The 14,728-nt window shown below is 53.5% G+C and carries 4 protein-coding genes, 3 tRNA genes and 5 rRNA genes; 3 read left to right on the top strand and 9 right to left on the bottom strand.

Features of this window, described 5'->3' with window-relative positions:
* On the top strand, positions 1-786 hold the full coding sequence (gene otsB / locus ACT3RW_RS02720; protein ID WP_165477381.1) for a trehalose-phosphatase: 786 nt from the start codon (positions 1-3) through the stop codon (positions 784-786).
* A gap of 65 nt (positions 787-851) precedes the next feature.
* The gene (locus ACT3RW_RS02715) at positions 852-1,919 is read left to right on the top strand and encodes an ABC transporter ATP-binding protein (RefSeq protein WP_131090355.1); all 1,068 of its coding nucleotides are present in this window, start codon (positions 852-854) and stop codon (positions 1,917-1,919) included.
* Positions 1,920-2,039: 120 nt separating this feature from the next.
* On the opposite strand, the gene rrf (ACT3RW_RS02710) is transcribed toward ACT3RW_RS02715, so the two are convergent.
* The 4 genes from rrf (ACT3RW_RS02710) to ACT3RW_RS02695 form a co-directional block, all read right to left on the bottom strand.
* Positions 2,040-2,156: ribosomal RNA gene (gene rrf / locus ACT3RW_RS02710) — 5S ribosomal RNA — on the bottom strand.
* Between the two features lie 988 nt (positions 2,157-3,144).
* Positions 3,145-3,261 (bottom strand): 5S ribosomal RNA (gene rrf, locus ACT3RW_RS02705).
* Positions 3,262-3,426: 165 nt separating this feature from the next.
* Positions 3,427-6,562: ribosomal RNA gene (locus ACT3RW_RS02700) — 23S ribosomal RNA — on the bottom strand.
* Positions 6,563-7,238: 676 nt separating this feature from the next.
* A 16S ribosomal RNA gene (locus ACT3RW_RS02695) occupies positions 7,239-8,764 on the bottom strand.
* Together the 16S, 23S and 5S rRNA genes form the textbook arrangement of a ribosomal RNA operon.
* A gap of 2,082 nt (positions 8,765-10,846) precedes the next feature.
* On the opposite strand from ACT3RW_RS02695, the gene ACT3RW_RS02690 reads away from it, so the two are divergent.
* Positions 10,847-12,001, top strand: a complete 1,155-nt coding sequence (locus tag ACT3RW_RS02690; protein WP_444612730.1) for an IS1249 family transposase — start codon at positions 10,847-10,849, stop codon at positions 11,999-12,001.
* A 141-nt stretch (positions 12,002-12,142) separates the two neighbouring features.
* Here the strand turns inward: ACT3RW_RS02690 and ACT3RW_RS02685 are convergent.
* From ACT3RW_RS02685 to rrf (ACT3RW_RS02665), 5 genes are all read right to left on the bottom strand, one after another.
* Positions 12,143-12,215, bottom strand: a tRNA-Glu gene (locus ACT3RW_RS02685).
* Between the two features lie 48 nt (positions 12,216-12,263).
* Positions 12,264-12,335, bottom strand: a tRNA-Gln gene (locus ACT3RW_RS02680).
* A gap of 253 nt (positions 12,336-12,588) precedes the next feature.
* A tRNA-Pro gene (locus ACT3RW_RS02675) sits at positions 12,589-12,662 on the bottom strand.
* Positions 12,663-12,768: 106 nt separating this feature from the next.
* A complete protein-coding gene (locus tag ACT3RW_RS02670; protein WP_444612729.1) occupies positions 12,769-14,145 on the bottom strand; it encodes an FAD-binding oxidoreductase in 1,377 nt (458 codons plus the stop codon).
* Positions 14,146-14,586: 441 nt separating this feature from the next.
* Positions 14,587-14,703: ribosomal RNA gene (gene rrf / locus ACT3RW_RS02665) — 5S ribosomal RNA — on the bottom strand.
* Positions 14,704-14,728: the final 25 nt, after the last annotated feature.

Genomic DNA, 14,728 nt, shown 5'->3' with positions numbered 1-14,728 from the left:
TTGACCTTGCCTGAGATCGACAACGACCTGCGCGCAGCGCTGGCAGCGTTTGCCGCCCATGAACGCGTCCTTGTGGCGTTGGACTTCGACGGAACCATGTCTCCGCTGGTAGACCGGCCCGAAGATGCCCGCCCATTGCCCGACTCTGCGCTAGCTTTCCAGAGCCTTAGCCAGCGCCCCGGGATCTACGCAGCTTTGGTTTCTGGACGCAATCTTGCCTCCCTCGCGGCCGTGTATCCAGAACCGGTGCCCGAGATCTGCATTGGTTCCCATGGCGCAGAACGGCGCGTGCCTCAAGAATTCAGCGCGGACTGGGAGGAGCAACCGCTTAGCGCCGTGCAACTAGATCGGCTGAAGCAGCTGAGCACTGCGCTAGAGACGATCGCCCAAATGCACAAGGACGTCACCTTGGAATATAAGCCCTCGGCAACGGTTCTCCATGTGCGTCGCGCACAGCCCGAGGTGGGCATTGCTGCGATTGCAGAAGCCAAGTTGGCCTTGAGTTCGATCCCCGGGGTCAAGCTCCTTGAGGGCAAATCTGTCTTGGAAGCTTCAGTGCATCAGGGCGATAAAGGCGAGAGCTTAACGTGGCTTCGAGAATTGTTACACGTCGACGCCGTGCTCTTTGTGGGTGATGATGTGACCGACGAAAACGGGTTTAGGGTTCTGACGTCCAGTGATCTCGGCATTAAGGTCGGTCCAGGCGAAACATTGGCCCGACATCGTATAGCCACGCCCCAAGATTTGCCACATCTTTTGCAAATTCTGATTTCCATGCGAAACTAAAGTGTCCTAACTCACTTTCACTATGGATCGTCGGGCACGTACCTGCCCGTGAAAGGATTGTCATCATGGCAACTGTGACCTTTGATAAGGCCACCCGTATCTACCCAGGCGCGCTAGTTCCCTCAGTAGATGCAATCGACCTCGAAATCCAAGACGGGGAATTCCTCGTACTCGTTGGCCCTTCAGGCTGCGGTAAGTCGACCACCCTGCGCATGCTTGCAGGACTGGAAGAAGTGGATTCGGGTCGGATTCTCATCGGCGATAAGGACGTTACCAACGTTCCGCCCAAGGACCGCGACATCGCAATGGTTTTCCAGAACTATGCGTTGTACCCACATATGACCGTCGCTGAAAACATGGGCTTTGCCCTGAAGATCGCCGGTGTGGACAAGGAAGAGCGCAACCGTCGCGTGCTTGAAGCGGCGAAGCTTCTGGACCTTGAGCAGTACTTGACTCGTAAGCCAAAGGCACTCTCCGGTGGTCAGCGTCAGCGTGTGGCCATGGGCCGCGCTATCGTTCGTTCACCGCAGGTGTTCTTGATGGATGAGCCGCTGTCTAACTTGGACGCCAAGTTGCGTGTACAGACTCGTACACAGATTGCTTCTTTGACTCGACGCCTCGGCGTTACGACCGTATACGTGACTCACGATCAGGTGGAAGCCTTGACCATGGGTGACCGCGTTGCGGTTCTCAAGGACGGCGAACTGCAGCAGGTTGGCACTCCTCGCGAACTCTACGACCGCCCACGCAACGTTTTTGTTGCTGGTTTCATTGGCTCTCCTGCAATGAACTTGGTCAAGTTGGAGGCCGTAAACGGACAGGTTGCTTTTGGCAACGCGCTGATCCAGGTTGCCGGTGCAAACGGCGGCACCACCTTGGGCTTCCGTCCCGAAGACATCGACATTGTCGGCGCCGGCGAGGGCGTGGAGATCATCGTGGACGTTGTTGAAGAGCTCGGCGCTGACGCGTACATCTACGGTTCGGCAGAACTTGCTGGCGAAACGCAGATCGTCGTGGTTCGTGTTGATGGACGTACTCCCCCAGCACGTGGGCAGCGACTAAATATCGCTCCACGTCTGCAGCACATCCACCTCTTTGATACCGAGAGTGGCGCTCGTCTAGACGAAGCCTAAAGAATCAGAAAAGCAGGCGGTAAGAAAGGAAACTTTCTTACCGCCTGCTTTTCTTTTGGGCAAAAACACAAGTCAGACATCGAAGGCCCCGAATCAAATTCGGGGCCTTCGGCAAATTATGCCCGGCGATGACCTACTCTCCCACACCCTCCCGAGTGCAGTACCATCGGCGCTGTGGGTCTTAGCTTCCGGGTTCGGTATGGGACCGGGCGTTTCCCCCACGCTATGATCGCCGTAACTCTATACCTCATGGCGAACCATGGGAAAACTACGGTGTCATCCGCGATTGCGACAACTCCATAACTATATCAGCCGGTTTGCCGCAGTACCAATTCAAGGCCGTCCTGGCTTGGTGGCCTTGACCACAGGACGGCGCAGGCATCTTGTTCACACTCTGTACACACTTCATCGAACGGACGCCCTCCACGCAGCCAAGCTACGCGGACAGCCCGAGAATCACGAACTAGCAGCACGCATCATTTAGATCCGGAGCGACCATAGCGACTCTGGAGTCTAGCTGTAGTGCCGTACAACAAACATGGTGACAGGCGGGCCAGACTACGGCTGCCCAGAGGCTCCTGCGGCGATTGGCAAGCTGATACGAACAGCGTTAGCCAGACATGCGTTCCACCGCGCGACACCTATGGCATCCGTCAGGCTCCTACGCCTCAGTGAAACCCACCAGAGGGCAGCTCTCACGCATGGCGCCGTAGCCTCGCGATGATAGGTGCAGTCAGGAAAGGTACGCAAGCCACTCCAAGTGCTGCTCACGCCAACAACGAAAGAGTAACGGCATCGATTCTTCAAGAAGGAACTAGCCAGCTCGATTGCTCTTAGAGAAGAAGTCGACTCTACCGAAGGGCTGATTTAGCTAAGTACTGTGCGCAGTACCGGCCAGCCTCGTGCGCAGAAACCAGCAAGGTCCTGACATGTGGGTGCATCCAACATCTCTGCTCGTGTACAGCCTGCCTGCATGGATCCCAGCAGAGGATAGATCGCAACAGGGACGATACCCACCTGCTGCCTGTGTCGTCCTGGTCTGCAGTGGGTGCATGCCCCTCAGCCTCGGTCGACTGCGGTAGCAGGCAACCCAATCTAGTCGTTAAACAGGAAAAAGGGGGTCGAGCTTCAGCTCACCCCCACCCACCAGCTCTGCTGGTTAAACAGGTGAGGCCCCAACCAAAAGGTTAGGGCCTCAAACCAACATTCATCTTTATTAAGTTAAGTCCGGCGGTGACCTACTCTCCCACACCCTCACGAGTGCAGTACCATCGGCGCAGTGGGCCTTAGCTTCCGGGTTCGGTATGGGACCGGGCGTTTCCCCCACGCTATGACCGCCGTAACAATCACGAAGCACACAAACCAATTTTCTGGTGTTGTATGAAACAGTGCGACAAAAACTACTTGTCAAGTCTCATGTTTAGTTTCGGTTGTCGAGTTGTTGTCTCGTAACCGCATAGTGAACGCGAACAGCAATGATCTTATTAGTCATTATTGTATATATTGTGTGTTGAAAGTCATCGGCCTATTAGTACAGGTCAGCTACACAAGTCTTTAGTCCTTGCTTCCACATCCTGCCTATCAACCCAGTGGTCTAGCTGGGGGCCTCACACACTCAAGGTGCATGGAAATCTCATCTCGAAGCAGGCTTCCCGCTTAGATGCTTTCAGCGGTTATCCCTTCCCAACGTAGCTAATCAGCGATGCACTTGGCAGTACAACTGACACACCAGAGGTTAGTCCGTCCCGGTCCTCTCGTACTAAGGACAGCCCTTCTCAAATTTCCAACGCGCGCAGCGGATAGGGACCGAACTGTCTCACGACGTTCTAAACCCAGCTCGCGTACCGCTTTAATGGGCGAACAGCCCAACCCTTGGGACCTACTCCAGCCCCAGGATGCGACGAGCCGACATCGAGGTGCCAAACCATGCCGTCGATATGGACTCTTGGGCAAGATCAGCCTGTTATCCCCGAGGTACCTTTTATCCGTTGAGCGACGGCCCTTCCACGAGGTGCCGCCGGATCACTAGTCCCGACTTTCGTCCCTGCTCGAGCTGTCACTCTCACAGTCAAGCTCCCTTGTGCACTTACACTCGACACCTGATTGCCAACCAGGCTGAGGGAACCTTTGGGCGCCTCCGTTACATTTTAGGAGGCAACCGCCCCAGTTAAACTACCCATCAGGCACTGTCCCTGAACCAGATCATGGTCCGAAGTTAGGTGACCGGTACAGCCAGAGTGGTATTTCAACGATGACTCCACCTGAACTAGCGTCCAAGCTTCACAGTCTCCCACCTATCCTACACAAGCTGCACCGAACACCAATACCAAACTATAGTAAAGGTCTCGGGGTCTTTCCGTCCTGCTGCGCGTAACGAGCATCTTTACTCGTACTGCAATTTCGCCGAGTTCATGGTTGAGACAGCGGGGAAGTCGTTACTCCATTCGTGCAGGTCGGAACTTACCCGACAAGGAATTTCGCTACCTTAGGATGGTTATAGTTACCACCGCCGTTTACTGGGGCTTAAATTCTCAGCTTCGCAACAAGTTGCTAACCGGTCCTCTTAACCTTCCAGCACCGGGCAGGAGTCAGTCCGTATACATCGTCTTGCGACTTCGCACGGACCTGTGTTTTTAGTAAACAGTCGCTTCCCCCTGGTCTCTGCGGCCCACACCCGCTCACAACTGCAAGAGCTGATCACGGGGCAGGCCCCCCTTCTTCCGAAGTTACGGGGGCATTTTGCCGAGTTCCTTAACCATGATTCTCTCGATCGCCTTAGTATTCTCTACCTGATCACCTGTGTCGGTTTGGGGTACGGGCGGCTAGGACCTCGCGCCGATGCTTTTCTAGGCAGCATAGGATCACCGAATCACCCACCAAAGTGGGCGCCTATCAGGTCTCAGACATCATGAACCGCGGATTTACCTACGACTCGTCCTACACCCTTGGACCAGGTCAATTCCATTGCCTGGCTCGGCTACCTTCCTGCGTCACACCTGTTAATACGCTGACCTCACTGCATCGGTTCCCACCACATCAACCAACAAAAACACCCGAAGGCATCAACAGTTGGAATCCATCATGGTTAGCATCAACAGCTCAGTATGGGCGGTCCTTCGCCGGTACGGGAATATCAACCCGTTATCCATCGACTACGCCTGTCGGCCTCGCCTTAGGCCCCGACTAACCCAGGGCAGATTAGCTTAACCCTGGAACCCTTGATCATTCGGCGGACGGGTTTCTCACCCGTCATTCGCTACTCATGCCTGCATTCTCACTCGTATAGCGTCCACCGCTGGTTTACACCGCGACTTCACCCGCTATACGACGCTCCCCTACCCATCCAAACGCCCAATCCGAAGACCAAGCAAATATTTGAATGACGCAACTTCGGCGGTGTGCTTGAGCCCCGCTACATTATCGGCGCGGAATCACTTGACCAGTGAGCTATTACGCACTCTTTCAAGGGTGGCTGCTTCTAAGCCAACCTCCTGGTTGTCAAAGCAACTCCACATCCTTTCCCACTTAGCACACGCTTAGGGGCCTTAGTTGGCGTTCTGGGCTGTTTCCCTCTCGACTATGAAGCTTATCCCCCACAGTCTCACTGCTACGCTCTCACTTACCGGCATTCGGAGTTTGGCTAACGTCAGTAACCTTGTAGGGCCCATTAGCTATCCAGTAGCTCTACCTCCGGTAAGAAACACGTAACGCTGCACCTAAATGCATTTCGGGGAGAACCAGCTATCACGAAGTTTGATTGGCCTTTCACCCCTACCCACAGCTCATCCCCTCCATTTTCAACTGAAGTGGGTTCGGTCCTCCACACGCTCTTACACGCGCTTCAACCTGGCCATGGGTAGATCACTTCGCTTCGGGTCTAGATCACGCCACTCAAACGCCCTATTCAGACTCGCTTTCGCTACGGCTTCCCCACACGGGTTAACCTCGCGACGTAACACTAACTCGCAGGCTCATTCTTCAAAAGGCACGCCATCACCCAGGAACAAGTCCCAGGCTCTAACGGATTGTAAGCGCACGGTTTCAGGTACTATTTCACTCCCCTCCCGGGGTACTTTTCACCATTCCCTCACGGTACTGATTCACTATCGGTCATCAAGTAGTATTCAGGCTTACCAGGTGGTCCTGGCAGATTCACACAAGGTTTCACGGGCCCCGTGCTACTCGGGTATCAACACTAGAACGGCAGACACGCATTACACCTACGGGACTATCACCCTCTATGGTCCGGCATTCCAACCGATTCACCTATACGCCTGCACCTCATCCCACCAGCAAGATAGCGCTGGTACATGTCAACCCCACAACCCCGATGATGCAACGCCTATCCGCTATCACACACCAACCGGTTTAGCCCCATCCGCGTTCGCTCGCCACTACTAACGGAATCACTATTGTTTTCTCTTCCTGCGGGTACTGAGATGTTTCACTTCCCCGCGTTCCCTCCACACAGCCTATACATTCAGCTGCAGGTCACACCACATAACATGGTGCGGGGTTCCCCCATTCGGAAATCCTGGTCTCAACGTCCGGTTATCGACTCCACCAGGCTTATCGCAGATTCCCACGTCCTTCATCGGCTCTTGATGCCAAGGCATCCACCGTGCGCCCTTAAAAACTTCAACACAAAACAAAGTTCTCAGAATTGAGCAATAAAACAATCTAACAAAATCACACAGACAAGACTCAAACACCCTACAACCCAAGGAAAAAGGGTCATAAGACTCATCTCATCTGCAAGATGCTCGCGTTCACTATACAGTTCCCAAACAACAACCCCACACCCCCACAAACACACCCACCAACAACAACCCAAAAGGACTATTGCTCGTACCGAGCATGCCTGCAGCAAACACAGGACAAACACCGAAACACCAAGAACCCCGCCACCCAAGAAGACAATCAACCAACCATCACAACACCAACCCCAAAAGGCCAGCACCACAACACTTGATCAAATCATCCACCAGGGACGGAGGCTTGTTGCCTCAAAACCCAACAGCATGCCAAACCATACAAACCACACACCATCAACACCCACATTCCAACACCACCACCACACACCAACAAACCCACCCAAAAGGACGGATTCACTCATGTGAAGTAACAATGCGTACTCGCAAGCACCAACACCATACAGCCACAGCCAATACCCCGACACACACCCCAACCACTCATAATGAGGACCAGCGTGCGCACGTTTTCCAGTATTGAGTTCATTGATATTCCACCCATGAGCAACCCACCCGTACAACACTCGTGCACAGACATGGGCAACCATAATAATGGTTAGCTCCTTAGAAAGGAGGTGATCCAGCCGCACCTTCCGGTACGGCTACCTTGTTACGACTTAGTCCCAATCGCCAGTCCCACCTTCGACGACTCCCCCCACACAAGGTGGTTAGGCCATCGGCTTCGGGTGTTACCAACTTTCGTGACTTGACGGGCGGTGTGTACAAGGCCCGGGAACGTATTCACCGCAGCGTTGCTGATCTGCGATTACTAGCGACTCCGACTTCATGGGGTCGAGTTGCAGACCCCAATCCGAACTGAGACCGGCTTTTAGGGATTAGCTCCACCTCACAGTATCGCAACCCATTGTACCGGCCATTGTAGCATGCGTGAAGCCCAAGACATAAGGGGCATGATGATTTGACGTCATCCCCACCTTCCTCCGAGTTGACCCCGGCAGTCTCCCATGAGTCCCCACCACTACGTGCTGGCAACATGGAACGAGGGTTGCGCTCGTTGCGGGACTTAACCCAACATCTCACGACACGAGCTGACGACAACCATGCACCACCTGTGAACCAGCCCCGAAGGGAAACCCCATCTCTGAGGCGGTCTGGCACATGTCAAGCCTTGGTAAGGTTCTTCGCGTTGCATCGAATTAATCCGCATGCTCCGCCGCTTGTGCGGGCCCCCGTCAATTCCTTTGAGTTTTAGCCTTGCGGCCGTACTCCCCAGGCGGGGCACTTAATGCGTTAGCTACGGCGCGGAAAACGTGGAATGTCCCCCACACCTAGTGCCCAACGTTTACGGCATGGACTACCAGGGTATCTAATCCTGTTCGCTCCCCATGCTTTCGCTCCTCAGCGTCAGTAAATGCCCAGAGACCTGCCTTCGCCATCGGTGTTCCTCCTGATATCTGCGCATTTCACCGCTACACCAGGAATTCCAGTCTCCCCTACATCACTCTAGTCTGCCCGTACCCACCGCAGATCCGAGGTTGAGCCTCGGACTTTCACGGCAGACGCGACAAACCGCCTACGAGCTCTTTACGCCCAATAAATCCGGATAACGCTTGCGCCCTACGTATTACCGCGGCTGCTGGCACGTAGTTAGCCGGCGCTTCTTCTGCAGGTACCGTCACTTTCGCTTCTTCCCTACTGAAAGAGGTTTACAACCCGAAGGCCGTCATCCCTCACGCGGCGTCGCTGCATCAGGCTTTCGCCCATTGTGCAATATTCCCCACTGCTGCCTCCCGTAGGAGTCTGGGCCGTGTCTCAGTCCCAGTGTGGCCGGTCACCCTCTCAGGCCGGCTACCCGTCGTCGCCTTGGTGAGCCATTACCTCACCAACAAGCTGATAGGCCGCGAGTCCATCCCCCACCGATAAATCTTTCAACAACCCACCATGCGGTAAGAAGTCATATCCGGTATTAGACCCAGTTTCCCGGGCTTATCCCAAAGTCGGGGGCAGGTTACTCACGTGTTACTCACCCGTTCGCCACTAATCACCCGTGCAAGCACGGGGTCATCGTTCGACTTGCATGTGTTAAGCACGCCGCCAGCGTTCATCCTGAGCCAGGATCAAACTCTCCATAAAAAAATAAAAAGCCATCAGCAACCCCTCGGAAAATAAGGGCGAAACCAATGAAGTCCTGGCGAATAAAAAACACTCAAGAACATCACACGGGGGTGCAATGCCTCAAGCAAATGTTATGTATTCACCAAATAAAATAAATATTCGGTATCAACAAACTTGGCACACTATTGAGTTCTCAAACAACAAACACTTACCGGTTCTCCATAAATCCATAATTGGATTATGTTATCGTCCAGCGTTATATTTTTCAGAAATTAGACGCTCAAAAATACTTGAGCTTTTTCTGAGTGATTGTCGCCCGAATCGGTACCAGCTTTGAAGCTGACCTCGTTGCGGCGACAAATAAAAACTATACACGGGAATCCGAGAGGTTACAAATCGGATGGCTTGTTTTAAGGTGACTGTGGTTACATCCGTTCTTGCCCGTTTCTGACGCACCCGAACTTGCCCGCCCTTGATACTTCTTCGAAGCAAAATGTGCCTACATCAGCTTGTGCCACTGCACGCAAAGATCGTCATTATTAGCCGGCCTCTAGCAGTCGACGTAAAGCGAACACGGCTGAAGCTTCATTCGCTCATGGTCTCTCACTACAAACCAGGGGCATCCCTAAAAAGCAGAAGTTGATGTTAATTCGTTGCCGCAGTGCTCGTTTAGTGACATGCGCGGTTCTTTAGCGGACATCAGGATCAACTGGCTCCTGCTCCATCATCGACAATTGGGCTACACACAGTGGTGCTCACCGGTGGCCAACTTGTCTCAGCAGCTGCTGGCATTACGGTCCGTACACATCAATTCAATTCCCAGCGAGTAGAACGTGCGTACCTGTCGGTTGGCCGACCGCTGGAATATCTGATCTAGCCATACTCATAAAACGCCGGCTTAGCGCGGCCCGATCCGATAGACCCGACGGCCCGAGCATGGCGCCACAAGTGCTTCTGGGTAAGAGGGTCTGCCCCAACGAAGTTGAAGCAGACTTAGAACAGCAGGACTCCATTGAAGTTAGATTCTCTACTGCAACAAACTGGCTGCTTGGTTCCGCAAATCCTGTCAAGCCAATCTTGAGTCACTTACCGCTGCTTGAGAAACACATACTCTCTAGCGCAGCGACTTAGCGTAATCATAAAAAGAGTGCCACGTGCCTAAGGGTTCTTACACGACAACGAGTCAGAGACAGGATGTCTGTCTCGACAACTATGCGCCAGACTTTTCCTGTATGGATCCACTTCAGTGCTTACGGCTTACGGCTTACGGCTTACGGCTTACGGCTTACGGCTTACGGCTTACGGCTTACGGCTTACGGCTTACGGCTTACGGCTTACGGCTTACGGCTTACGGCTTACGGCGCAAGCTATCAACGGCAAGAGCCCTGGGGCAACGAATCTACAATTCTGATTCTTCAGCAACAGCCAGCGAGAACGAATCTGGGGAGGAGAACGAATCTGGGGAGCAAAGGTCGTCATTCTTCGCTTCACCCTATATCTGGCGCAATAGTTTCCACTCTGCTGCGAAGCTCTAGACGCAGGATATGTATCTTCGATTCTGAAACCCCTCAGAGTATTAGCTTTCCCGTAGCGAGGCCCTCCGCGTTTCAAAGATGAACGGAGGCTCCTCTTGGGGGCAGCCACTGCCATCGATACAAGCCATAAACGTTAGCGACGTTCTAGCCTTCCACAGGAAATTCAGCTTCTCCGGACAAACATCTCGCCGCTACTAGACTGCGGTGGAACTACCGGTCTGCTTTCACCTATATACGAGCGCCAAACACATCAGTGTCCGACATCGTTGCCTTCATGCGGCGCTGCATTGCCGGGGCACCATACGGTGGGGATCAATTTCCCAAAGGGCTGATTAAGTGCCAAAAAGGTGTACAGAAAGCACCTAAAACATGTAACCACTAGGAATAACACGACGAACACATGTTCTACGGCTTACACCGGCAGCGTAGCTCCATTGATTTACCGGGCCAGACGCCCAATCTGGCCCTTGGGTGGGTTAAGTGCCAAAAAGTGTGTATAGAAACCACTCAAAACATGTAATCACTAGGAATAACACCACGAACACATGCTTTGAAAGCATGTACCGTGGCAACAATTGCAAACCAACCCCGTTGTGATGTATGCGGAAACAAGCTGGTCAAGAACGGGAAAACAGGCGCTGGACGCACCCGCTGGCGGTGCAAGAACTGCGGCGCGTCCAGCACTGTTTCCCGACCCGATATCATCGCGAAAGCACAATTCACCGGCTTCTACCACTGGGCCACCGGGAAGCACAGCATCGCCGAACTGGGAATCCCTCGGCGCACCTTCCACCGCACCACCGCATGGTGCTGGCAAGTCCAGCCACATCTGGAACAAACCGGCGAACAACATCGATACCTCATGCTCGATGGCACCTACTTCAACGGCTACTGCGCCCTGACCGCTTTCAACGGAAAACACATCATCGACTGGCAATTCTGCAACCGTGAAAAGGTCGCCTCGTGGACCCTCATGCTCCAACGCATGACACCATCACAAATTGCCGTCATCGACGGGAACGGCGCCTTGGAATCCGTGATCACCGCACTCTGGCCAGAGGTGAAGATCCAGCGTTGCTTCTTCCATATCCGTCAAACCATGATCAAACACCTCACCCTGAACCCGCGCACAGTCCCAGGTCAGCAGCTACTTACTTTGACCCGGGCATTGATGAAGGTTGAGACGAAGGAACAAGCCGAGCACTGGACCGAGCAGTTCTATCAGTGGCAGTCCATGCACGCAGTCACGCTCAAAGAACGAACCTATGCCAAAGGAAAATCTGAGCCTCGGCCTTGGTACGTCAGACCAAATCAAACATGGTGGTACACCCATATCAATCTGCGTCGCGGCGAGAAACTCTTCGACAGCCTGTTGAAGAAAGGTCAACTTTTTCAGTGGTTGGACCTGGCATTAGAAGGCGAGGTGTTGCCTCGGACCACGAGCCCGCTCGAAGGCGGTATCAACGCAGGGATCAAGGACCAGCTACGACTGCATCGAGGGCTGACGCCGGAGCATTCGATAGCGCTCGTGCGCTGGTATTTGTATCGACACGTCGAAACCCCGAAGGATCCGTGGTCATTCGTGCAGCAGCGGCATTGGGCCGAGAAACCGTCGCCGAAGATCATCAAGGATGAGCCTATTGGGCCGGTGCTTTACGACAGGCACTTCAGTTGGGATGACGGTAATGGAGTGCAAAGAGGGTGGGGAGGGCGTCGATGATTCCACTTCAGCGCTTCATCTGTACACACTTTTTGGCACATAACCCCCTTGGGTCGGGCTATAGGCCCCGTTACCGATGCCTCAACCGTCAGTGCTTAAACAAAAATATCGCAGAGCATCTGCTCTGCGATATTTGATATGTGACCCCAACGGGATTTGAACCCGTGTTGCCGCCGTGAGAGGGCGGAGTACTAGGCCGCTATACGATGGGGCCGTATGCTGAAGACGCATCTTCAACTCACCAAATTGCTTTGGTGAAGCGCTGGGATACCAGGACTCGAACCTAGAACGACAGAACCAGAAACTGCTGTGTTGCCAATTACACCATATCCCAATGCGCTTTAGTCTTCGTTGGTTGATCAGGAATACCTGCCAACAACGAATGCCTTAGCACGAGATATAACTATACCTAAAAACTTCCACGAACGCACATTCTGAGGGGGTCAACCTCGAGTGATCTGCAGCTCGTTGGCTTGTCACTTACCCTGCGCCACCGTTTCATCCGCGGCTCACTCGCTCGACGATCCACCGTTCTAGAGCAGTGGGACCCAGTTCAACTGAACTGGGTCCCACAATCTTGCCTTTAGTCGGGATAACAGGATTTAAACCTGCGACCTCGTCGTCCCGAACGACGCGCGCTACCAAACTGCGCCATATCCCGTGATCAAGATCGTTTTTACTCTACACCTCGAGCATCCTGGACACATAATCAATTCAGCGGTTCAAACTAGGTGTATATACTCCTAATTCTCGATCGAGGACTGCGACTAAATCCCCTTGCCTGGATTGAGAATATTCAATGGATCCAACAGCGCCTTGATCGATCGTTGTAGCTGGATAACCTCAGCAGACTGTTCCCACGGAAGCCAGTCTTTCTTGATCAAGCCGATGCCATGCTCACCGGTAATGGTGCCGCCAAGTTCGAGAGCAATTCGAACGGAGCTCTCAACTGCACGTTCAAGACGTTCCAACGGATTTTCCCCCTCGTCGGGGTCTACGGAAAAAGTAGGGTGCAGATTGCCATCACCAACATGAGAAATCATGCGCATATCTACATGTTCGGCCTGTGCAACGGCTTGTAATCTGTGCACGTACTCGACCATCTTGCTCTTTGGAATGGCGACATCCTCGCCGGTACGGTAGGCATCATCCTTATTATCGCCTCGACTAGTTCGACGCATCTCAATTAGCTTGGTAGCTGCCTCCGCACCCGAAAGGCTCAACTCGACGTTGTTTCCGTGGAACACCTTACGGATCGCATCCTCCTCGCGGATAGCACCGTAGCCATCTAGCCGGGCGAGCACCATCGCCCCGCCGGCCTTCGCATAGTCAGTTGAATACTGCTCATCTAGTACTCGAAGAGTCGAATTGTCTACCAGTTCAAGAATCGCCGGCTGGATCCGTGCGCGTGCAATGAGTTGGACACCATGAACCGCCTCCTCGAGAGTTGTAAAGAGCAGCGAGATGTCGCATTCATCCACGGGAAGATAGCGCAATCTGAGAACTGCCCGCACTACAACTCCAAGGGTTCCTTCGGAACCAGTAAATAGAGCCGTTAGATCATATCCGGCTACACCTTTGAAAGTATTCTTGCCTACCCGAATCAGGCGTCCGTCTGAGAGCACGATATCTAAGGAAAGAACCGAGTCTCGGGTTACCCCATACTTAGCGCACCGCAAACCGCCAGCATTCGTTGCAATGTTGCCACCTAAGGTCGACATCTTGTAACTCGCTGGATCTGGAGCATACATCAGTCCGAACTGCTCAACAGCAGAATTCAGTTCATGGTTGACAACACCAGGTTCAACGATGGCCACTTCATCGTCGGGACGGACTTCGATAATCTTGTTCATCCGAGCCAGGTTCAGAATTATGGCATCCCCACGAACATGAACGCCTCCCGAGACACCAGTACCAGCACCACGGCTGATGACTGGAACGCGCAACTCTGTCGCTACACGCATCACATCCTGAACGTGTGAAACTTCCGTAGGGAAAACAACGACTAGTGGCAATGTTGGTTGTACTGCTAGCTGTCCGAAGTCTCTTGAATTCTCAAGCAGCGCTGCATCGTCCAGAACTACCAAGCCTGGAGGCAACGCTGTTTGTAGCATCTCGATCAATTTCGTTTGAACATCAGACATCATTGTCTCCATAGCAGTGGGGGTTTCTAACCTACCCAGAGGCTACGGCCAAAGACAATTGCTCGTTAAGTTCGTGACTGGACGTGTCAGCATTAGCCGTTGTCGAAAGTGCAGGACATCAATCCATTGAGACATACATTCTGGTTACGTACGCGATGAAAGCAAATCGCAGCGCACTCATGGAACCGAGTGGAAAATCTGTCGTCTGCTTCCTGGCACCGGTCAACTAGCCGCCATTTGCAATCGACCTGTGGTTCCTTGAGCCTGCCGGCCCCTCAGCCTCGGTCGACTGCGGTAGCAGGCAACCCAATCTAGTCGTTAAACAGGAAAAAGGGGGTCGAGCTTCAGCTCACCCCCACCCACCAGCTCTGCTGGTTAAACAGGTGAGGCCCCAACCAAAAGGTTAGGGCCTCAAACCAACATTCATCTTTATTAAGTTAAGTCCGGCGGTGACCTACTCTCCCACACCCTCACGAGTGCAGTACCATCGGCGCAGTGGGCCTTAGCTTCCGGGTTCGGTACGGGACCGGGCGTTTCCCCCACGCTATGACCGCCGTAACAATCACGAAGCACACAAACCAAT

Origin of the sequence: Glutamicibacter sp. AOP5-A2-18, from assembly GCF_052446055.1 — a bacterium.
Lineage (GTDB): Bacteria > Actinomycetota > Actinomycetes > Actinomycetales > Micrococcaceae > Glutamicibacter.
Note: the sequence above shows the minus strand (reverse complement) of the source record. Positions and strands in the feature narration are given on the sequence as shown.